Source organism: Thermosipho sp. 1074, from assembly GCF_001999655.1.
Classification (GTDB): Bacteria; Thermotogota; Thermotogae; order Thermotogales; family Fervidobacteriaceae; genus Thermosipho; species Thermosipho affectus.
Window position 1 is genome coordinate 24,236 of record NZ_LBEX01000017.1, and the last position, 20,287, is coordinate 44,522.

The 20,287-nt window shown below is 31.6% G+C and carries 24 protein-coding genes; 2 read left to right on the forward strand and 22 right to left on the reverse strand.

Going from position 1 to position 20,287, the window contains the following annotated elements:
- Positions 1-540 carry a 16S rRNA (guanine(966)-N(2))-methyltransferase RsmD gene (gene rsmD, locus XO08_RS06165; RefSeq protein WP_075666140.1) on the forward strand — a complete coding sequence of 180 codons (540 nt, stop codon included), beginning with the start codon at positions 1-3 and terminating at the stop codon, positions 538-540.
- Here the strand turns inward: rsmD and XO08_RS06170 are convergent.
- From XO08_RS06170 to XO08_RS06200, 7 genes are all read right to left on the reverse strand, one after another.
- Complete coding sequence (locus tag XO08_RS06170; RefSeq protein WP_077287684.1) at positions 523-1,293, reverse strand: ABC transporter permease; 771 nt, start codon at positions 1,291-1,293, stop codon at positions 523-525. The genes rsmD and XO08_RS06170 overlap by 18 nt on opposite strands.
- Entirely contained in the window at positions 1,290-2,099 is an 810-nt protein-coding gene (locus tag XO08_RS06175) for an ABC transporter permease (RefSeq protein WP_075666142.1), read from the reverse strand. Before XO08_RS06175 ends, XO08_RS06170 begins: the two co-directional genes overlap by 4 nt.
- Positions 2,100-3,191, reverse strand: coding sequence for an ABC transporter ATP-binding protein (locus tag XO08_RS06180; RefSeq protein WP_075666143.1), 1,092 nt, complete (start codon positions 3,189-3,191; stop codon positions 2,100-2,102).
- An 11-nt stretch (positions 3,192-3,202) separates the two neighbouring features.
- Complete coding sequence (locus XO08_RS06185) at positions 3,203-4,225, reverse strand: extracellular solute-binding protein (RefSeq protein WP_077198445.1); 1,023 nt, start codon at positions 4,223-4,225, stop codon at positions 3,203-3,205.
- 71 nt (positions 4,226-4,296) lie between these two features.
- Positions 4,297-5,178 (reverse strand): polyamine aminopropyltransferase, encoded by an 882-nt coding sequence (gene speE, locus XO08_RS06190; RefSeq protein WP_075666732.1) that lies wholly within the window; start codon positions 5,176-5,178, stop codon positions 4,297-4,299.
- 30 nt (positions 5,179-5,208) lie between these two features.
- Complete coding sequence (gene speD / locus XO08_RS06195) at positions 5,209-5,601, reverse strand: adenosylmethionine decarboxylase (RefSeq protein WP_075666145.1); 393 nt, start codon at positions 5,599-5,601, stop codon at positions 5,209-5,211.
- Positions 5,602-5,622: 21 nt separating this feature from the next.
- The gene (locus tag XO08_RS06200; protein WP_075666146.1) at positions 5,623-6,156 is read right to left on the reverse strand and encodes a helix-turn-helix domain-containing protein; all 534 of its coding nucleotides are present in this window, start codon (positions 6,154-6,156) and stop codon (positions 5,623-5,625) included.
- 201 nt (positions 6,157-6,357) lie between these two features.
- On the opposite strand from XO08_RS06200, the gene XO08_RS06205 reads away from it, so the two are divergent.
- Complete coding sequence (locus tag XO08_RS06205) at positions 6,358-7,779, forward strand: phospho-sugar mutase (RefSeq protein WP_077287686.1); 1,422 nt, start codon at positions 6,358-6,360, stop codon at positions 7,777-7,779.
- A gap of 12 nt (positions 7,780-7,791) precedes the next feature.
- Here the strand turns inward: XO08_RS06205 and XO08_RS06210 are convergent, their stop codons facing one another.
- The 15 genes from XO08_RS06210 to minC all read right to left on the reverse strand — a co-directional run bounded on the left by XO08_RS06210 (position 7,792) and on the right by minC (position 20,276).
- On the reverse strand, positions 7,792-8,565 hold the full coding sequence (locus XO08_RS06210; RefSeq protein WP_075666148.1) for a Rossmann-like and DUF2520 domain-containing protein: 774 nt from the start codon (positions 8,563-8,565) through the stop codon (positions 7,792-7,794).
- A 14-nt stretch (positions 8,566-8,579) separates the two neighbouring features.
- Positions 8,580-9,269: a DUF554 domain-containing protein gene (locus XO08_RS06215; protein ID WP_332881322.1), complete on the reverse strand. Its 690-nt coding sequence runs from the start codon at positions 9,267-9,269 to the stop codon at positions 8,580-8,582.
- Positions 9,270-9,276: 7 nt separating this feature from the next.
- Entirely contained in the window at positions 9,277-9,684 is a 408-nt protein-coding gene (ybeY, locus tag XO08_RS06220) for an rRNA maturation RNase YbeY (protein ID WP_077198448.1), read from the reverse strand.
- A complete protein-coding gene (locus tag XO08_RS06225) occupies positions 9,671-11,029 on the reverse strand; it encodes an HDIG domain-containing metalloprotein (RefSeq protein ID WP_075666151.1) in 1,359 nt (452 codons plus the stop codon). The genes ybeY and XO08_RS06225 overlap by 14 nt, the downstream gene beginning before the upstream one ends.
- Complete coding sequence (locus tag XO08_RS06230) at positions 11,016-11,972, reverse strand: PhoH family protein (protein WP_075666152.1); 957 nt, start codon at positions 11,970-11,972, stop codon at positions 11,016-11,018. The genes XO08_RS06225 and XO08_RS06230 overlap by 14 nt, the downstream gene beginning before the upstream one ends.
- Before the next feature lie 68 nt (positions 11,973-12,040).
- The gene (meaB, locus tag XO08_RS06235; RefSeq protein ID WP_075666153.1) at positions 12,041-12,919 is read right to left on the reverse strand and encodes a methylmalonyl Co-A mutase-associated GTPase MeaB; all 879 of its coding nucleotides are present in this window, start codon (positions 12,917-12,919) and stop codon (positions 12,041-12,043) included.
- A complete protein-coding gene (locus XO08_RS06240; protein ID WP_075666154.1) occupies positions 12,916-13,317 on the reverse strand; it encodes a cobalamin B12-binding domain-containing protein in 402 nt (133 codons plus the stop codon). The genes meaB and XO08_RS06240 overlap by 4 nt, the downstream gene beginning before the upstream one ends.
- A 10-nt stretch (positions 13,318-13,327) precedes the next feature.
- Positions 13,328-13,735, reverse strand: coding sequence for a biotin/lipoyl-containing protein (locus XO08_RS06245; RefSeq protein ID WP_075666155.1), 408 nt, complete (start codon positions 13,733-13,735; stop codon positions 13,328-13,330).
- Complete coding sequence (locus tag XO08_RS06250; protein WP_077287688.1) at positions 13,708-14,034, reverse strand: OadG family protein; 327 nt, start codon at positions 14,032-14,034, stop codon at positions 13,708-13,710. The genes XO08_RS06245 and XO08_RS06250 overlap by 28 nt, the downstream gene beginning before the upstream one ends.
- Positions 14,035-14,044: 10 nt before the next feature.
- A complete protein-coding gene (locus XO08_RS06255; protein WP_075666157.1) occupies positions 14,045-15,583 on the reverse strand; it encodes an acyl-CoA carboxylase subunit beta in 1,539 nt (512 codons plus the stop codon).
- A 14-nt stretch (positions 15,584-15,597) separates the two neighbouring features.
- On the reverse strand, positions 15,598-16,005 hold the full coding sequence (gene mce, locus XO08_RS06260) for a methylmalonyl-CoA epimerase (protein WP_075666158.1): 408 nt from the start codon (positions 16,003-16,005) through the stop codon (positions 15,598-15,600).
- Positions 16,006-16,069: 64 nt separating this feature from the next.
- The gene (locus XO08_RS06265; RefSeq protein WP_075666159.1) at positions 16,070-16,387 is read right to left on the reverse strand and encodes a cyclic nucleotide-binding domain-containing protein; all 318 of its coding nucleotides are present in this window, start codon (positions 16,385-16,387) and stop codon (positions 16,070-16,072) included.
- Positions 16,374-17,090: a hypothetical protein gene (locus XO08_RS06270; RefSeq protein ID WP_077198452.1), complete on the reverse strand. Its 717-nt coding sequence runs from the start codon at positions 17,088-17,090 to the stop codon at positions 16,374-16,376. Before XO08_RS06270 ends, XO08_RS06265 begins: the two co-directional genes overlap by 14 nt.
- Before the next feature lie 4 nt (positions 17,091-17,094).
- Entirely contained in the window at positions 17,095-19,662 is a 2,568-nt protein-coding gene (gene secA, locus XO08_RS06275) for a preprotein translocase subunit SecA (RefSeq protein ID WP_075666161.1), read from the reverse strand.
- Positions 19,659-20,276: a septum site-determining protein MinC gene (gene minC / locus XO08_RS06280; RefSeq protein ID WP_075666162.1), complete on the reverse strand. Its 618-nt coding sequence runs from the start codon at positions 20,274-20,276 to the stop codon at positions 19,659-19,661. Before minC ends, secA begins: the two co-directional genes overlap by 4 nt.
- Between the last annotated feature and the right edge of the window lie 11 nt (positions 20,277-20,287).

A 20,287-nucleotide genomic window follows, 5' to 3' on the forward strand; every position in this document is an offset into this window, starting at 1 on the left:
GTGTTGTACATTGAATCTGGGAAGTTTAAAGGAACAAAAATTGAAACAGTTCCAAATGTGAAAACTAGGTATACACCAAGTATAGTAAGGTTGGCTCTCGTAAATATGTTGGATTTGGAAGGAAAAGATGTACTGGATTTATGTGCGGGAAGTGGTGTTGTGGGAATTGAATTTTTAAGTAATGGTGCAGGTTTAGTAACTTTTGTTGATGTTTCTGCAAAGTCCGTCAAGACTATTAATAAGAATATAAATAAAATTAATTTGAAAGAAAAGATTAAAATCGTAAAAAAAGATGCAAGGGTTTTTTTAAGAACATCAAAAGATAAATACGATATAGTGTTTATGGATCCACCTTTTGGTCTTGGGATAGTTAATGAATTATTACAATATACGCACAAAGTTTTAAAAATAAATGGAATTTTAGTTGTTGAACATTCTAAGAGAGAAAAAATAATACCTCCAGACGGTTTGGAGGTATTAAAAATAAAACGGTATGGAGATGTTGTTATAGATATGTATAAGTTAAAAAATATACTTTAAGTATTTTTTCATTGAAACACTTAATAGGATAGTTCCAATTAACATTATAGTTGAAATTGCGTTTATTGTTGGTGATATTCCAAATCGTATCATGGAATATATTTTTAAAGGAAGTGTTGTTGAACCGGGGCCAGCTACAAAAAATGTAATTACAAAATCATCAATTGAAAGCGTAAGTGACATGAAAAATGCGGCCAATATGCCTGGAAAACTCGCAGGAATTATGATTTTTGTCAATGTTTCAAATTTTGTTGCCCCAAGGTCATATGCTGCATCTATTATACTTTTATCAAAATCTTGTAACCTGGAAAATACTATCATCATTGCATAGGGAAGGGAAAAGGTGGTATGTGCTACAAAGATTGTAAATAAACTTAATCTTATGTTTATCATGACAAAAAATATTAAAAGAGAAACTCCAATAATAATATCGGGTATTATTAATGGTAAATATGAAAGTATCCAAATGTACTTCTTTGATTTAAATTTCTCCCAATACAATCCTATTGCCGCTAGTGTCCCAAAAGAGGTTGCAACAAAACTTGATAATAGTGCTACAAAGATTGACTTGAAGAAGGCATGCCAAATATCGAATGCATTAAAAAATAGTTCTTTATACCAGTGAAAACTAAATCCTACCCATACAGGTGATTTTGAGTTATTAAAAGAGAAGACCACTACAATAAAAATTGGTATGTAGAAAAATATTAAAACGAGAATTGTTAATATTTTTGATAATTTTCCTGGTGTCATCTTTTTTCACCTTTTTCTGCTTGTTTTACAAATAAAAGTACACCAATGAGTGTGAAAATGGTTAATATTGCAGAAATGGCAGATGCAGCTGGCCAGTTTTTTGCAACGGTTAATTGTCTTACTATTTCATTTCCAATCATTTTGGAATTTTTTCCGCCAATGAGGTCTGGAATCGCGTATGAACCTAGTGCGGGTATAAATACAAAAATTGTAGATGTGACGATTCCAGACTTTATATTTGGTATTAATACTTTAAAAAAAGCTTTGACTTTGTTTGAACCAAGGTCAAGAGCAGCTTCTATCATTGACTTATCAATTCTATCAATGGATGCAAAAAGGGGAATTATTGCGTAAGGTAAATATGTGTACACTATGACTAAAATTACCGCAAAAGGATTATACAAGAATTGTACATAATGATTTGTGACTTTTGAAATAATTTGGTTTATAATTCCGTTATTTCCAAGAACAAATATCCATGCATAAATCCGTATAAGTGAATTTGTCCAAAACGGTATTACAACTAAAAGAAGCAAGAAATCTTTAAGTTTACTGTTTGCAATAAAATAAGCAGTTGGAAGGGCAAGTAAGACTGTAAATATAGTTGCAATCAATGATATCCAGATACTCCTCCATAGTATTTTCAGATAGCTAACAGAAAATAAAGATTTGTATCCATCTAATGAAAATGAAAAATTAATACCACCGTATAGAGATTTTTGCATAAAACTAAAGCTAAGTACTATTAAAATTGGTATGAGAAAGAAAAAAATTAGCCAGAAACTATATCCAAATGTGTACTTCATCTATTCCACCTCAACAATAAAGCTATCGTTTGGATCCCAACTTACAAATACTTCATCTTTCCAGGTTAATATCGTTTCATCCAATAGATAATTTATATGTTGTTTGTAAACCTTTAGGATGTAACCATTATCTAGTTTTACAAAATACCTAGTTTGATATCCCATATATATTTCTTCTTCAATTATTCCGTGAAAAACGTTTTTTCCGTTTAAAGATTTTTTAGAAATTTTTATTTTTTCAGGTCTTAGGGTAATTAAGATATTATCATTTGATGATACATCCTTATCTTTATAGCATATAAATTCACCGATTCCAGGTGTAGTAACTTTGATAAACTCTTCATTTATTTCTATAACTTTACTTTTCATAAGATTTGTTTCCCCAATAAAAGTTGCAACAAATTTATTAGCAGGACTTTCATAAATTTCATAGGGGGTTCCATATTGTACAACTTTTCCTTCATTCATTACTGCAACATGATCAGATATACTTAACGCTTCTGCTTGGTCATGAGTTACGTATATAAATGTTATACCCACTTGATCGTGCAAATTGTCCAATTCTATTAAGAGTTCTTGTCTTAATTTTGCATCGAGAGCACTTACTGGTTCGTCTAGTAAAAGTACTTTTGGTTCGTTTGCGAGTGCTCTTGCAATGGCAACCCTTTGTTTTTGCCCACCTGAGAGTTGATGAGGTTTTTTCATAGCATGTTCTTCAAGTTTTACAAGATTCAATAGTTTTTCAACCTTTTCTTTTATTTCAGTTTCTGAAAATTTTTTTAATCGCATAGAGAAAGCAATGTTTTCAAATACGGTTAGATGAGGAAATAGAGCATAATTTTGAAAGATAGTGTTTACCGGTCTTTTATTTGGGGGGATGTTTAACACTGAGGTGTTATCAAAAAGGATATCCCCTGTGTCTGTATCTTCAAGTCCAGCTATAATTCTTAAAAGGGTTGTTTTGCCGCATCCTGAAGGACCAAGAAGGGAGAAAAATTCTCCCTTTTTGATTTCTAAATTTATGTCTTTTAAAACTTTAAAGTCATCGAAGGATTTATTTATATTTTTTATAGTGACTGTACTCCCAATCATTTAACTTCTCCTTACATTATTATTTCTTGCCATGCTTTGTTATAAAGTTCTATTGCACTTCCTATATCATTTATAAATTCACAGTTTTTGAGGTCTTCAATTGTGTAGATGGGTTTTTCTTTAATGTATTTTCTTGCTTCTATATTTGGCGAAGGTAATGCAAGAAAATCTGCTATTATAGCCGCATTTTTGGGATCTAAAATGTGGTTTATAAATTTGTATGCAAGGTCAACGTTTTTTGCACCTTTAAGGATTACCATGTTATCTATCCAAAGTGTGCCTCCTTCTTCTGGTATAAAGAAGTCAAAGTTATCTTCTTCACCTTCGGGGATTCTTTGGAATATGTCTTCACCATAGCCGTGGACAACCCAGTATTCACCATTTACAATACCATTTGCATAAGAAGATGCGTCAAATTTAACTATGTTTTCCTTCCATTTGAGTATTAATTGTTTAGCTTCTTCAATTTCTTTTGGATTTGTTGTATTTACAGAGTATCCCAAGTATTTTAAAGCCCCACCAAAAACTTCTCTCATGTCGTCGAGTAATGTCATTCTTCCTTTTAGTTTTTGATCTAAAAATATGTTCCATGAGTGACTATAATCTTTTACGTATTTTTTGTTTACACAAATTCCCGTTGAACCCATCATATATGGTACGCTATATTCGTGATTTTCATCGTAAATAGTTTTTCCCAATATCTCAGGATCAAGATACTTGAAATTTGGAATTTTGTTAAGATCTAATTTTAGAAGCAACCCTTCTTTTTTCATTATTGAAACATGATCGCCAGATGGAAATACAATATCGTATCCACCACCGCCAGCTTTTATTTTTGCATACATTTCTTCATTTGAGGCAAATGAATCGTACACAACTTTGCAGTTATACTTTTCTTCAAAGGATTTGATAACTTCATCAGGTATATATTCTTCCCAATTGTATATATAGAGTACTTTTTTTCTAGGAACTACAAAGAAAGTAACTGCAACAAAAATAGCAATTAGCCCAAGTGTGAACCAGAATTTTTTCATGCACTTCCCCTCCTTTTCCAATAAAAACGGATGGACGTAAAGTCCATCCTCTTATTGAATTTTTTTAGGCATTATAGCTGCTCCAATTCATTTTTTAAGAATGTAGGTAAAGCAAATGCTGCTTTATGAATTTCTTCGTTATAATATTTCAATTCTTCTTGGAAAGATTTAACTTTTTCGGGAGCAAAATCTTTTAATGGATCAAGTCCTTTTGATGCAAATGTATAAGACCACATTCCACTTGGGTATGTTGGCATAAATCCAAGATAAAGTTTGGTTATAGGAAATGTCTTTCTAATTCTTGAATAAGCAAGTCTCATCCATGCACCATCATATAACCAATCTTCTGATTCAGCTGAAAGTGTACCATTTTCGGTTAATGCGTCGTAACATGCCTTGTAAAAATCTTCAGTGAATAAGTGTCCACCTTCACCAGCAGTTGGATCTGTAGAATCTATAATTATTACATCAAATTCGTTTTTGAAATTTCTGACAAATTGAGAACCATCTTCGTAAACAAGTTCTACTCTAGGATCATCAAGTTTTGAAGCTGTTACAGGAAGATATTTTTTTGCGGCTTCAACAACCATTTGGTCAATTTCACACATGACAACTTTTTCTACGCTTTTGTGTTTTAAAACTTCCCTAACACTTCCGCCATCTCCGCCACCGATTACGAGCACTTTTTTTGGATTGGGGTGCATAAACATAGGTACATGAACGAGCATTTCGTGATAGAAAAAGTCGTCTTTTTCAGTGGTCATCGTGATACCATCTAAAGAAAATACCCTTCCAAAAAAATCAGTTTCAAAAATATCAATTCTCTGATATTTACTTTGAGCAGAATATAATGGTTTGTTTATTTTCATAAATATCCCCGTGTTTCCAGGGGTATAGTATTCAAAATACCAAAGATGTCTATTAGGAACAAATCCATATTGGAAATCTTTCATTATTTTCTTTTCTATATTTTCATTCATAGTTTACACCTCCATTTTGTGTGGGGAATTTTCTGGAATACCAATCTCATCATATTTTCCTCTCAAGTGTTCTACAACATGCACTCTTTGAGATTTAAGAGATTTTTTTAAATAAGAAAATGCCTTCCAAGGATCTACATCATCGCCACAGGTAAATAAATCCACAGCTGCATAACCATACTCAGGCCAGGTATGTATGGTTAAATGTGATTCGGAAATAACTACTACTCCACTTACTCCATATGGGAGGAATCTATGGAATGAGGAGTTTACTAATGTAGCACCAGTTTCGTATGCTGCATCTTTCATTGATTTTTCAATAACTTCAACATCATCCAGTATTTCCTTATCACAGTCGTAAAATTCTGCTATAATATGTCTTCCTAAGCTTTTCATGTTAATCCCTCCCTTTCTTTTTTATTCAATATCAATCCAAATGAATTTTACTTTGGATTTATAAGGATTTTTTATTTTATGCCTTCTGTCGGCGCAATAATAAAAACAATCTCCTTCGTTTACTTTATATTTTTTTCCATCTAATATCAATTCCAGCTTTCCACTTATAACAAATCCGAATTCATCTCCCTCATGGGGTTCTTCTTCTTCAGTTTCAGAACCTGGTTCCATCTCAATTAACTTTGGATCAATTGACTTGTCTTCGATATTGTCCATTAAAATAAAACCTTTTATGCCTAATTCATCTAAATACATTGGAACTCTATCGCTTACTTTAAAAACTATCTTTTCTTGTTTTTTGTCTGTTGAGAAAAATGTTTTTAAATCACTTCCTAGGACTCTTAATATTCTTTCTAAAGTGTCTATCGAAGGTGAAACCTGGTCATTTTCAAGCTGAGATATGAAACTTCTAGAAAGATCACATCTATCCGCTAATTCTTCTTGAGTGTACCCCCTAGCCACTCTTAAAGTCCTTATTTTAGAGCCTAATTTCAACTTCCCACCCCGTTGATGTCTATAATACTAAACAAAAAATGTTTATGATACACAACATATTATATAATCTTTTCACTTTCTTTCAAGTTAATTTTGTGTAAAATAAAGGTAACGAAATAAGAGAAAAATGCGTTAAAAATAGCACTTATTAGATTTTTAGGTGTTATAATTACAAAGAAGATGATGAGAGGAGGTTTGATAATGATATTATTTGGAACTGGTGGAATTAGAGGAGTAATGAGAGAGGGAGAATTTGACGAAAAAACAGTTATGGTTGCAAGTAAAGGTGTTTCTAATTATATGAAAGATAATAATTTAAAAAGTGTAGTTATTGCATACGATACTAGAAATAATTCAAAAAAATTTGCAGATTTATCTGCAAGGGTCTTTGCATCAGATGGTCATAAAGTTTTTTTGTTTTCACAGCCGGTTCCTACTCCTGTTTTATCGTTTGCGGTAAGGCAATTAAAATGTGATATGGGGATTGTTATAACTGCAAGTCATAATCCACCTGAATATAATGGATATAAGGTTTATACTTTTGATGGAGTCCAAGCTATACCTAAAATTACAAATGTTTTGGCAGATTATGTGGAAAAAGCATGGAATATGCCTATAGAACTTTCAGAAAATTTTGAATACGTCCAAGATGAATTGCTTGATCAATACATAGAAAAAGTAACCAGTTTAATTTCAACAGATTTAAATGGACTTAAAATAGTGTATACACCGTTACATGGAACTGGTTTAAAACCAGTTATGTCTGTATTAAAAAAATTAGGTGCGCAATTAATACCTGTTTCGGAGCAGTTCACATTTGACGGAAATTTTCCCACTGTAAAATCTCCAAATCCGGAAGATGATGGAGCGTTAACTTTATTGAGAAAGTACATGAAAAAACATAATGTAGATCTTGGAATTGCAACTGATCCAGATTGTGATAGAGTAGGGGTTGTTTATAAAGGAATACGTTTAACAGGCAATCAAGTGGGAGTTCTTATATCTGATTACTTATTAAACTATGCAGATGAAGACAGTATGATAGTTAAAACTATTGTGACTACGGATATGGTGAAACCCATGTGTAAGGAAAATGGAGTAAGGTTATTTGAGACACCAACGGGCTTTAAATATATAGGCTATCTCGCAGAAAATAGTAAATATAAATTTTTATTTGGTTTTGAAGAGAGTTGTGGATATCTTACGGGAGATCTTTCAAGAGATAAAGATGGAGTGATAGGTTCTGCGTTAGTTGCCGTGGTTTCAAAGAAATACGATTTATTGGATAGATTAGAGGAACTTTATCAAAAATATGGATATTACCAAGAAAAGCTTTTAAACTTTAAATTTAAGAGTGTAAATATAGCCAAAGAAATTTATGAAAGAATAAAGAAAATGGATTTGGATATAATAGATTATTCAAAAGGATATGGTAATGTTGAACCTAACGAAACTATTCAAATAATGTTTGAGGAAGGTAAAATTTTTGTACGACCTTCTGGAACTGAACCAAAATTGAAAGCATATGTTATGACCGTATCTGAAGACAAGGAAAAATCCATAGAGAATTTAGAAGTACTTGTAAAAAAGTTTAAAGATATATTAGAAAAAACGAAAGGGTAATTACCCTTTCGTTTATTTTTCCTCTTTTATAGATAATATTACTTGGATAAATGAATCGAAAAGAGGGCATAGTTCTGGGAATTTACCACAAAATAGTTCCATTTCTGCGTTTATTATTTCCAAATCTTCCCTGACAATAGGGCCGGTTATAGTCTTAATTGTTCCGTAATTTTTGATATTTTCAATTGTATTTTTTAGCAAGCTTTCCATTACTTTAAAGAATAATTCTTTTGGTAATTTTGCATCATCGTATATCTTTTCTGCAATATATATCAAAGAATGAGTAAAGTTACTCATTATTACCGCAGAGAGATGATAGTTAATTTTAGCATTTGTTGGTATTATAAAAGATATACCACCTAAGAGGTCCACTATTTTCTTTGCTAAATCTATATTTCCTTCTATCCCAAAAGGTACATTTGTAAATTTTGTATTTTCGTTTATTACTGGACAATTTGGATGGATAGACGCAGGATTCCATTTTTCTGGAAAAATAGTTGAGGGGTAAAATCCACTAAAATGTATTACAGATGTATTAGTAGGTATAAACTTTTCTAGCATATTTTTTGCTTCAGGAAGAAATGTATCGTTGTATCCTACTAAAACTACATCTTCAAACTTAAAGGAATCGCTATATGATACGGGAGTGCCCTTTCCAATTTTTTTTGAGAATATTTTTGCTTTTTCTTTGTCTCTTGATAAAATGTATCCAATTTCAACTTTGTCTTTTAAATTGAAAAGCAGGGCAGATGTAACTTTTCCAAGTCCGGCAACATTGATTTTCATTTTTATTTTCCTCCCTAAAATAAATTAACCAAAAATACTAAAAGAGGGCAGATTAACAATGCGGGCAAAAAATTTCCTACTCTAGTATCTTTAATTTCAAGAATTTTTAGACCAATGCCTAATACCATAACACCACCTGCGGCTATTAAATCATTTAAGTAAGCGGGAGTAGTTAGAAATGATAATTTTGAGGAAAAGATAACCAGTAGACCTTGAATAACAAGTACAGAAAAACCAGATAATAGTACTCCAAGGCCATAGATAGAAGATAGAACAATTGAGGAGATACCGTCTAAAAGTGATTTCATATAAATTAGTGAACCGTCATTTGTAAGTCCAGCGGTAATTGAACCTATTATTGTTAAAGGACCAACAAGGAATAAAAGAGATGATGTAACAAAACCTGTAGAAAAATCTCCTTCTTTTATTGTATCACCTATCTTTTTCAGTTTGCCTTCTATATTTATAAGTTCGCCTATAATTCCACCTATTGCAAGCGATGATAGAACGATGAGGAAATTATTTGTCTTTAGGATCATTGTTAAAGATAAACCTATTGTTGATAATCCAACTGCGTAAAATAAAATATTCTGTATGTTTTTTGGAACCCCTTTTTTTATAAATATTCCAATAAGACTTCCTATAACTATCGAAATAGTATTTATTATCGGTGTAAAAATAACATATCCCTCCTTTTTATCTATACCCTATTTATAGATTGAATTTTTTTAAGTATTTTTCGTAATACTTGTTTTGTATTTTAAACATTAATTCTGCGTTAGTTGTGTCGTATTCATGGTCATATCCACAACAGTGTAAAGAAGCATGTATTAAGACCATTAACAATTCTTTTTCAAATGAATTTGAAAATGTTTCGGCGTTTCTTTTAATAACATCTTCGCATATGTATATTTCTGCAAATAAGTCATCATCTCCGTATACAAAGGTTAGCACATCTGTCTCTGTATCCTTTTTTCGAAAGGTGTTGTTTAGTTTTTTGATTTCTTCTTTTGAAACAAAGATAATATTTATGTTTACTTCTTTTCCCAATTCATTTTTTGTAATTTCTTTAACTATCTTGGTGTATTTTTTATCTATTTCCTTGTTAGTTGTTATCACTTGATTGCACCACCTTTTTAATTTCTTCTTTTGGATATTCTATTCTACTCTTTGTAATATTAATAATCACTTTTATAAATTCATCGATTATAAGTTCCAATTCTTTAAGAGTTAAACCAGATTCATCTAGTTGTTTTTCGTTGTATATACCAGACACAATTTCTTCGACTTTGTCTTTAATTCTTTGATAGTTTGAGGTGTTTATACTCTTTAATGCTGCTTCTACACTGTCTGCAAGCATTATTATTCCTGCCTCTTTGAATTGTGGCTTGGGACCAGGATATCTAAAAGAATCTTCATCTACATTTTCTTCAATTTCTTTTGCTTTAAAGTAAAAATATTTTTGTACTCTTGTTCCATGATGTTGTGGAATTATAAACTCTATTCTTAAAGGAAGTCTATACTTTCGTGCAAATTCAACACCAGATTTTACATGATCTTCCAGGATAATATGACTAAGAAAAGGGCTTATTTGATTGTGCGGATTTTGATTTTTATCTTTCAAATTTTCGACAAAAAAATATGGTCGTACCATTTTTCCAATATCATGAAAGTACGAGGCAACTCTTGCAAATGTAGAGTTTGCACCTATTCTTTCTGCAGCAGCTTCTGCAAGTGTTGCAACCATAATACTGTGATAATACGTTCCAGGGGCTTGTATGGATAGTCTTTTTAAAAGAGGATGATTCATATTTGCAAGCTCTGCAAGACCGATATTAGAATATATTCTTGAAAAATATTCTATATAGGGAAGTACTCCAAGAATTATGACAGTTGATACAAATGGATTTAGAATAGCATATATAAAGGTATATACGTTTAGATAGAAAGGTTTAAGTGGACTTTGAGCAACGACAAGTAGAATTGCCGTTAACGAAGTAAAAGTAGCAGCTTTTGCTATTTCAATTCTTCTTACAATGTTTTTTATTAGATAGTTCATAATTACAATTTGTGGGACAAAGAAAAATAGGGAGTAAAAATTTCCAAGATGAAATGAAAGAATTACACTTTGTAATATTCCTGCAGCTATGCCTACTTCGTATGTGGTAAGTAAGGTGAGAAGAAGCGATGAAATCAAAAATGGGGAAAGACTGACATCCCAATTTTTCATTGATGGATAAGTAATCAAAATTCCTATTATGAATAAAAAATAAAATGTGTATTTATAAATTTTGTGGAGTTTGAAATAATAAATATATTTGAACAACAATTCAATGACCAAATACCATAAAAGAGTTAAAAAAATAAACTCATTTGTAGCTTTTACGAGATTAAAGTCGAATGAATTAATTATAATTACTGATATAAGCGAAACAACTATTCCTTCGAAGTCAATCTTTTTCATTTTTTTCCCCTTTTTCATATTTTTCGTATGCTTTGATTATCTTTTTTACAAGAGGATGCCTTACTACATCTGCTTCAGTTAAATGAACAAATTCTATCCCATCTATACTTTTAAGTATCTTTTCTGCCATCACCAAACCAGAATTTTCTTTTATGTCTATTTGTGTTATATCTCCGGTAATAATTGCTTTGGAACTGAATCCAATCCGAGTTAAGAACATTTTCATTTGTTCATAAGTAGTGTTTTGAGCCTCGTCTAAAATTATAAATGCATTGTTTAATGTTCTACCTCTCATGTAAGCAAGGGGAGCAATTTCAATAATATTTCTTTCCCTGTATGATATGAATTTTTCAAAAGGTATTAAATCAATTAAGGAATCAAATAAAGGTCTTAAATAAGGATCTACTTTTTCAGATAAATCTCCAGGTAAAAAACCTAACTTTTCTCCAGCTTCAACAGCAGGCCTTGTGAGTATTATTCTATTTATTTTTCCGCTTTTTAAGTAATCTACAGCAAGCGCAGATGCCAAATAAGTTTTTCCAGTACCAGCAGGACCTATAACAAAAACTATATCACTTTTTTCAACGGCTTCTATGTACTTTTTTTGGCCTCTTGTTTTTGGTTTTACCCTACCATGGATAATAGTTTTCGTGATAACTTCAGTTAATATTTCAGAGTTTTTTTCTGTTTCCTTTTCCGATACCAAATATTCAAATTCTTGTTTATCCAGTAAATGTCCTTCTCGTGTAATATTTATCATTTCATTTATTATGCCTTCAACGATTTTTATGTTTTCTTCATTTTTTCCTTTTAAAAAAACTTCATTTCCCCTAACAGATATATCAAGTCCAAATTTTTTTTCCAAATATCTAAGCCTATTGTCATACTGACCAAAAATTTCGACTATGAATATGTCTTTTGGAATTGTTATTTTTTTTATCACTCATGCACCTCACTTTTGTTCTTCTAAGTTAGTAAATAAAAAGTTTCCCTATCCCCCAAGTGTCTTTTTTAAATTATACCACATAATTTATTAAGAGTTTTTTCTACCAAAGTTGAGACTCTTTCTTCAGGTTCAATTTTGGAAATTATCTCTTTTACCTTCCTAATTACTATTGTTTCTGCATGCCTTTTTTGTCTTTGTTTTTTTCTTGTATTTAGCTCTCCATTTTCTTTGAATTTATTTAATAAATCATTTATATTTTCTAAAAGTTGTTTAATTCCTTTTCCAGAAGTAGCAATAGTTTCAACTATTGTTTTTTTAGAATTTGAGAGTGATAAGATATGTTCAAGTTGGATCTTTAAAGATGCTGTTCCATCTAAATCTGCTTTATTTATAACATAAATATCACCAATTTCCATTATTCCAGCTTTTAACAGTTGAATTTCATCTCCTGCTCCTGGCGAAAGTACGAGTGTAACTAGATCAGATACGTTTACTATATCAATTTCACTTTGGCCGGCTCCTACAGTTTCAATTAATATATAATCAAATCCAAATGCATCCATTAGTTTTATCACGTCAAAAATACTTTCGTTAAGACCTCCAAGACTATTTCCACTGCCCATACTTCTTATGAAAACACCTTTGTCAAGGAAGTGTTTTTTCATCCTTATTCTGTCACCCAAAAATGCGCCGCCGGTAAAAGGGCTTGTAGGATCTACCGCAATTACCCCAACAGTTTTTTCTGTTGCTCTAATTTCAGAAATTAGAGCATTTACTAAAGAACTTTTTCCCGCTCCTGGGCTTCCAGTAATTCCAATAACAAACGAATCATTTGTCCATAAATCGTCAACAAAATTATTTTCAGTATTATTTTCAACGTAAGTTATAAGCTTTGCAAGTGCTCTCTGATCTTTTTGTTTTAATTTTTCTAAGAGTTCTTTCAATTTTTAACCTCCGTAAAGAAATTTTGTATTTTTTTAACGATTGTGTTTAAGGGTGTCCCAGGTCCGAATACTTCTTTTATCCCCATCTTCTTTAATTCAACTGCGTCGTTTGCTGGAATTATACCACCAACAAAAACAGGTACGTTAAAATCATTTTCTTCCATTAATTTTAGTATTTTTTTACAGATACTCATATGTGCTCCTGATAATATGGAAAGCCCGATTACATCCACGTCTTCTTGTATAGCAGATTGAATAATTTGTTCTGGAGTTTGTCTTAATCCCGTATATATAACTTCCATACCAGCGTCTCTTAATGCTTTTGCAACAACTTTTGCACCTCTATCATGACCATCAAGTCCTGGTTTTGCAATAAGTACCCTTATTTTTTTTTCCATTTTCCCCCTCCTATTCAAGTTCGATTAATGCTTGTCCTGTGTCGACATTATCTCCTTCTTTTACGAGGACATTTTTCACAGTTCCTCCTACCTCGGCTATAATTTCATTTTCCATTTTCATGGCCTCTAAAATTACAACTTTGTCACCAGGTTTTACATTTTGGCCTTGGGAGATTAACACTTTTAAGACAAGCCCAGACATAGGGGCGTTAATAGTATGACTACCTGAAGATGATTTCTTTGGTTCAATTTTTTCAGTTTCAGGTTTAGATTGTGTTTTTTCCTCTACTTTTGGTGTTTTTACGTTTTCTACATTTGATGGTGTTTTTTCTTGCAGAATTTGTGTGTGAGCTTGTAAATCCTCAACTTCTACTATGTATTCTTTTCCATTTACCCTAACTTTGAACTTTTTGACCATCCTTTTACACCTCTCCATCCAGTTTTTTTCCAGACAGTCCAACCTCTGTTTTCATTTTTTTTATAAACTTTCTTTACTGTTACTGGACCTAACATACTATATATTGCAGCCATAATTGCTGCTATTTCTTCTTCTTCTTCTTCTTCATTATTTAAAGTTAAGTCCTCGTGTGATTCTATTTTTTGAGGCAATTTTATTGCAGCTTTTTTTGAGAAAAATCCAAATAGTAAAAAGACAAAGTACAGTATCGTAAAAACCAAAAAAACTGTTACTAATCCTATAATGGTTATTATAAACATTCATTTCACCTCATAATGGAATGTTTCCATGCTTTTTCTTTGGTCTTGGTTCAACTTTTGTTTTGCCGTATTCAATTGATTTAGCTATCCATTTTCTTGTATTTCTTGGATCAATTATTGCATCGATGTAACCTCTTGACGCGGCAACGTATGGATTTGAGAATGCGTTTTTATATTCTTCTATCTTTTTAATTCTCATTTCCTCTGGATTTTCGGCATTTGCTATTTCTTTTTTGAAAATTATATTTGCTGCTCCTTCAGGTCCCATTACTGCGATTTCTGCGGTAGGCCATGCGGCTACAAAGTCTGCACCTAGATGTTTACTACCCATTGCAATATAGGCGCCACCGTATGCTTTTCTCAATATTATGGTAATTTTCAATGTTGTGGCTTCACTATATGCGTATAACATCTTTGCACCATGTCTTATTATTCCACCGTGTTCTTGTTTTGTTCCTGGGAGATATCCAGGTGTATCTACAAATGTGATAATTGGAATATTAAAGGAATCTAAGAATCTTATAAACCGTGCAGCTTTGTCTGAGGAATCTATATCCAAGACACCTGCAAATACGTTGGGTTGGTTTGCAACTATACCGACTGGATATCCATTAATTCTTGCAAAGCCTACCACTATATTTTTGGCAAAGTGTTCGTGAACTTCAAGAAATTCTCCATTGTCCACTATTTTTTTGATTACATTTTTTACATCATAACCTTTTTTAGAATCGGAAGATACTATATTAAGTATTGAATCATCAATTTCAAGGTTACCACCACTTGATATTTCTGGCTCTTCCATGTTGTTTTGCGGAAGGTATGACAAAAGATTTTTAATTAGTAGGATGGCATCTTCTTCAGATTTTGTAATGAAGTGTGCGTTTCCACTTTTTGAGTTGTGAATAAAAGCTCCCCCTAAATCTTCTTTTGAGATTTCTTCTCCTGTTACGGCTTTGATAACATTTGGTCCGGTTATAAACATTTGGGCTACTTTATCCACCATTATAACAAAATCTGTAATGGCAGGTGAATAAACAGCACCACCGGCACATGGTCCTGCTATTAAAGTTATTTGTGGTATTACACCAGAAGCGAGTGTATTTCTAAAGAATATTTCTCCGTAACCATATAGCGAATCTACACCTTCTTGTATTCTGGCACCACCTGAATCATTTATACCAATTATTGGGATTCCCATTTTAAGGGCAAGATCCATTATTTTGGCAATTTTTTTTGCGTGCATCTCACCTAAGGAACCACCCATAACGGTAAAATCTTGTGAAAATACAGCGACTGGTTTTCCGTTAATTTTTCCAATACCCGTTATAACTCCATCTGCAGGTAATTCTTTTTTATCTAATCCAAATTGTGTATTTCTATGTTTGACGAACTTGTCAATTTCTTCGAATGTTCCTTCATCAAATAAGAGTTGTAATCGTTCTCTTGCTGTTAGTTTTCCATTTTTGTGTTGTTTTTCAATTTGTTTTTCTCCTCCACCTTTTTCTATTTTTTCTTCCATTTCCTTTAGTTTTTTAATTAATTCTTCCATGTTTTTTCCTCCTTTTAGTGATTACCTTCAACTAATTCCAATAATATTCCACCAGTGGTTTTTGGATGAATGAAAAGAACCTTTGTTCCTCCTGCTCCTTTTTGTGGTTCTTCTGATAGAGGTTTTAATCCCATTTCTTTTGCAAGGGATATAGCTTCATTTATACCGGATACATTTACAGCTATATGATGTATACCTTCCCCTTTCTTTTCTAAAAATTTAGAAACTTCCGAATTTTCATTTATTGGTTCTAAGAGTTCAAAGCGTGTTTCTCCTATTTTCACAAAATAAACCTTTAATCCTCTTTCTGGTATTGTTTCTATATGTGTAACTTCAAGCCCCAAAAAATTCTTATATAAATTTAATCTTTCTTCTGCGTTTTTGACAACAATACCAATATGATCTATTTTGTTTGTTTTCAAACTAACCACCTCCGGTTAAATTGTAACACCGGTTTTTTATATTATCAAATTTCAAAATTATTGATTAAAGCCATCCAAGTATTTTCATAGTCCTTTTAGTAAATGATTTAAGTGCTTTTTTCTCAACATCAGTTCCACTGTATAATTCTTTGAATTCATCTGGTGAGAGTTGGTTTAGTTTTACTTTTGTTTTTGCAATGGCAGTTTCAGTGTACGGTTCGTTTAATAGGGATTCTATTCCTATAACTTCGTTTTGTTGAAGAATTTCTTCAAAGTTATTGTATATTATTTTCACTTCACCTGATTTAATTATATAAATATATGTTCCGTTATCTCCTTTTTCAAAGATTTTACTTTCTTGATTTAATTCAATTGTTTTCATTTTGCATCACCCCAACGTATTTAGCGATATCTGAGTAAAATATCCACATTATATTTCCCTCTTCTTTGTATACTAATGCAAGTAAATTAAGTGCATCATGACAAATTTGTAAATTGTCGGAATAATGTAGTAATATCTTTTTACATAATAATTTTGTTATATATCTATCACCAATTGTTGAATAAACTTTTTTGGCTGTATCCAAAATTAATTCTGCTCCAGATTTTGAATCTGGGAATTTTTTTATAAAGTTTTTTAGATAATTTACCTTTGTTATTAATTTCGAATCGTCTATATTTTCTATTAAATGTAAGGCTGTTTCTTCATCATCTGGAAGTTCACCCACACTTAACGATAATAACGTTTCCATGTGTTCAATTACATTATCAAGATTTTCATCGTCTACTATGAAATCTTCAAGAGAAAAGTTTTTTTCCGTGTTTTCCTTCCTTAAGTTTATTAACTTTCTTAGAATATTTTCAAATTCTTCTGATAAAGATACTTCTTCAATTTCAGATTCTTCTATTGCTGAAATATCACCGGACAACGGAATTTCCAGTAGATATTCTGAAACTGCTATATAATCTCCTGCTTCTAATATTACAGGTCCTGATTTTTTCATTTCTCTTACTTTACCCGATTTTAATACGTATAGTTTTCTTGGGATTTCATTTACTGTAAATATTATTCCTTGGACTTTCAAATTTTCACCTCTTTACTTTTAATCTTTTTTTTCCTTTTTTGTCTACAGCTCTTCGTTTGCGCCTATTAACCAAACTAAATTCATCGTGTTGTGTGTTGATTTTTTCCAATTCTTTTTTAGATTGTCTTTCTGTTTCATCTGAAAGCCTTTGAATGTTTAACGTATAGATTATTGTCTGTTCAAAGATCCTTGACATCATTCCATCAAACATTCTGTATGTTTCCTTTTTAAACTCTATTATCGGATCTTTTTGTCCGTATGCCCTGAGGCTTACTGCTTCTTTTACATGTTCAACTTCTTCAAGGTACTGTCTCCAATTTTCATCAATTACCCTTAATGCAATAAATTTTCCTATTTTGTGGAAATCTTCACCAAATTCTTTTTTCTTTTCTTCAAACTTTTCGATTAGTTTGTTTTTCAAAAATTCTTTTAATTCTTCTCTTATGTCTGGTATCTCTCCCGTTATATTTACAATTTTTAGACTTTCTTTTACCTTGTTGACATCACAAACATTTTGTTCGCAAAATTCTTCTAATCTTCTTTCTGTAAAATCTTCAATGGCATCTTTAAAGTGCTCATCTATATTTCCTGAGAGTAAATATTCTCTGTAGCTATAAATGGCTTTTCTTTGTGCATCCAATACAGTATCCATTTGTAGAAGATTTTTCCTGATACCAAAATTTATACTTTCTACTTTCTTTTGTACTTTTTCAATGAGTTTTGTGAGCATTGGGTGGTAGATTGGTTCTCCTTTTTCTATTTTGACTATGTTCATTATTTTTTCTAATTTTTCACCACCAAATATCCTTATTAAATCATCTTCGAGTGATAAGAAAAATATGGATTCACCTGGATCACCTTGTCTTCCAGCTCTACCCCTTAGTTGGTTATCGATTCTTCTACTTTCGTGTCTTTCTGTTCCAATTATTAAAAGTCCGCCAAGTTCTTTAACGCCGGAGCCAAGTTTGATGTCTGTTCCCCTTCCTGCCATATTCGTTGCAATTGTTACTGAATTTTTTTGACCGGCTTTCGAGATTATCTCTGCTTCTTTTTCATGATGTTTTGCATTAAGAACGTTATGAGGTATGTTTTCTTTTTTTAGCATTTTGCTAAGTCTTTCACTTTTTTCTATAGAGGTAGTTCCTACAAGTACAGGTTGCCCCTTTTCGTATCTCTTCTTAATTTCATTAACAACTGCTTGAAATTTTTCTTCTTGTGTTCTATATATCAAATCGTCTCTATCTTTTCTTATCATAGGTTTGTGTGTTGGAATTACAACAACATCCATTCCGTAAATTTGCTTGAATTCTTCTTCTTCTGTTTTTGCAGTCCCGGTCATACCGGCAAGTTTTTCATACATTCTAAAGTAGTTTTGATAAGTTATAGTTGCATAAGTTATCGATTCTTCTTTTATAGAAACACCTTCTTTTGCTTCGATAGCTTGGTGGAGACCTCCGCTATACCTTCTTCCTGGAAGAAGTCTTCCTGTAAATTCATCGACAATTACAACTTCTCCTTTATGAATAATATAATCTACATCCTTTTTAAACAAATATTGTGCTTTTAATGCGTTTAGTAAAAAATACATCTTGTTTACATGTTCAGGGTCATATAGATTGTCGATATTTAACAATTTTTCCACATGTTCGATTCCTTCGTCGGTCAATATAACCGTTTTTTTCTTTTCGTCTACTGTAAAATGTTTGTCTTTAATTAGTTTTTTGGCAATTTGGTTAAATCTTTTATAATCTGAGGCCTTTGTTTTAGATGGACCACTAATTATTAGGGGAGTTCTTGCCTCGTCTATTAAGATGCTATCTACTTCATCGACAATGGCGTAGTAGTGGCCCCTTTGAACTCTATCGGAGAGGTCTATGACTAAATTGTCCCTCAAGTAATCAAAACCAAATTCCGTATTTGTTCCATATGTAATATCGCAATGGTATGCTTCTTTTCTACTTATTTCTTTTATTTCTATTTCAAATGCAAGGGTTGCATTTTTTACCTTCTTTTCTTCGGGTAAAAATTCGTCGGAAAAATCTAATGGCCATACACTTAAGTTTTCTTTTACAGCATTTTCAAAAGCTTCTTTATTTTTCCAGATAATTTCGTACGATTTGTTTTGTGTGTTTATTATTCCTACTCTTAGTCCCAAAGCAAGATATATAGGTCCCATCCACATTGCATCTCTTTTGGCAAGATAATCATTTACAGTTACAAGATGTACACCTTTCCCCAAAAGGGCATTTAGTACAACAGGCATAGTTGCTACAAGTGTCTTTCCTTCGCCGGTTTTCATTTCGGCAACTTTACTATCGTGTAATACCATTCCACCAATAAGCTGCACATCAAAGGGTCTTAATCCGATGGTTCTTTTTGCAACTTCTCTTACTATTGCAAAAACTTCATATAGATAATCATCTATGGTTTCTTGGGTAATTTCCTTTTTTATTTTGTTTATTCTTTCAATTAATTCACTAAATTTTGAATTTTCTAAGTTTATTTCGTTGATTTTTTTTACCTTTTTCCAATATTTTTTTAAAACTCTTTCATTCTTGTCGAATAATTTCACAGTTTTTCCTCCCTTTGAACGATTTCATCAAATATTAATTTTCCACCTTTTGAATATATAAAAGTGGGATTATTATATGTTTTTGATAATTGATGTTTTATATCATTTATTTGAATTAGTGGGCTATTTAAAGAAAGTGTAAGTATATATGCAGGTGTTATTCTTAAACCGGCCTTAATTAGTCCGTGACAAGAACCGAAAATTACAACAGAACCTCCTGCATTTATTTCTGAACCCACATGTACGTTTCCAACTAAAATAATATTTCCATTGTGAGTTATTTTTTGACCGGATCTTAGATTTTTAATGAGAATGATAGTCTTCTCTTTTTCTTCTTCTTTATTTTCTACAGTTACATTTTTTTCATCGAATTCATCAGTTATTATAGCTTTAGTTTTGATATTATATTCTTCTAATTTTTCTATTATTTTTGGAACATCGCAAATTTTTTCCTTTAAATTTTTCACTTTTAAAAGTACTTTTTCTCTGCCATCAAAAAAGTGTTTGATTTCTTTCATTTTTGAATCAATATTTGAGAGTAAATTTTGAATTTTATCGTACTCATCAATGTAGAAAACAATATCGGATTTAAATGCTTTTAAGTCAAATGACAAAACACTCCCCC

Bases quoted from the DNA above. Each gene is read 5' to 3' on its own strand.
- XO08_RS06170 (WP_077287684.1), bottom strand. From the start codon at position 1,293: ATGACACCAGGAAAATTATCAAAAATATTAACAATTCTCGTTTTAATA.
- XO08_RS06175 (WP_075666142.1), bottom strand. From the start codon at position 2,099: ATGAAGTACACATTTGGATATAGTTTCTGGCTAATTTTTTTCTTTCTC.
- XO08_RS06180 (WP_075666143.1), bottom strand. From the start codon at position 3,191: ATGATTGGGAGTACAGTCACTATAAAAAATATAAATAAATCCTTCGAT.
- XO08_RS06185 (WP_077198445.1), bottom strand. From the start codon at position 4,225: ATGAAAAAATTCTGGTTCACACTTGGGCTAATTGCTATTTTTGTTGCA.
- speE (WP_075666732.1), bottom strand. From the start codon at position 5,178: ATGAAAGATTTCCAATATGGATTTGTTCCTAATAGACATCTTTGGTAT.
- speD (WP_075666145.1), bottom strand. From the start codon at position 5,601: ATGAAAAGCTTAGGAAGACATATTATAGCAGAATTTTACGACTGTGAT.
- XO08_RS06205 (WP_077287686.1), top strand. From the start codon at position 6,358: ATGATATTATTTGGAACTGGTGGAATTAGAGGAGTAATGAGAGAGGGA.
- XO08_RS06210 (WP_075666148.1), bottom strand. From the start codon at position 8,565: ATGAAAATCAATGTTGCCGGACTTGGAAAAGTTACATCTGCCCTGCTT.
- XO08_RS06225 (WP_075666151.1), bottom strand. From the start codon at position 11,029: ATGAAAAAGATTGACTTCGAAGGAATAGTTGTTTCGCTTATATCAGTA.
- XO08_RS06240 (WP_075666154.1), bottom strand. From the start codon at position 13,317: ATGGAAAAAAAAATAAGGGTACTTATTGCAAAACCAGGACTTGATGGT.
- XO08_RS06245 (WP_075666155.1), bottom strand. From the start codon at position 13,735: ATGGTCAAAAAGTTCAAAGTTAGGGTAAATGGAAAAGAATACATAGTA.
- XO08_RS06250 (WP_077287688.1), bottom strand. From the start codon at position 14,034: ATGTTTATAATAACCATTATAGGATTAGTAACAGTTTTTTTGGTTTTT.
- XO08_RS06255 (WP_075666157.1), bottom strand. From the start codon at position 15,583: ATGGAAGAATTAATTAAAAAACTAAAGGAAATGGAAGAAAAAATAGAA.
- XO08_RS06265 (WP_075666159.1), bottom strand. From the start codon at position 16,387: ATGAAAACAATTGAATTAAATCAAGAAAGTAAAATCTTTGAAAAAGGA.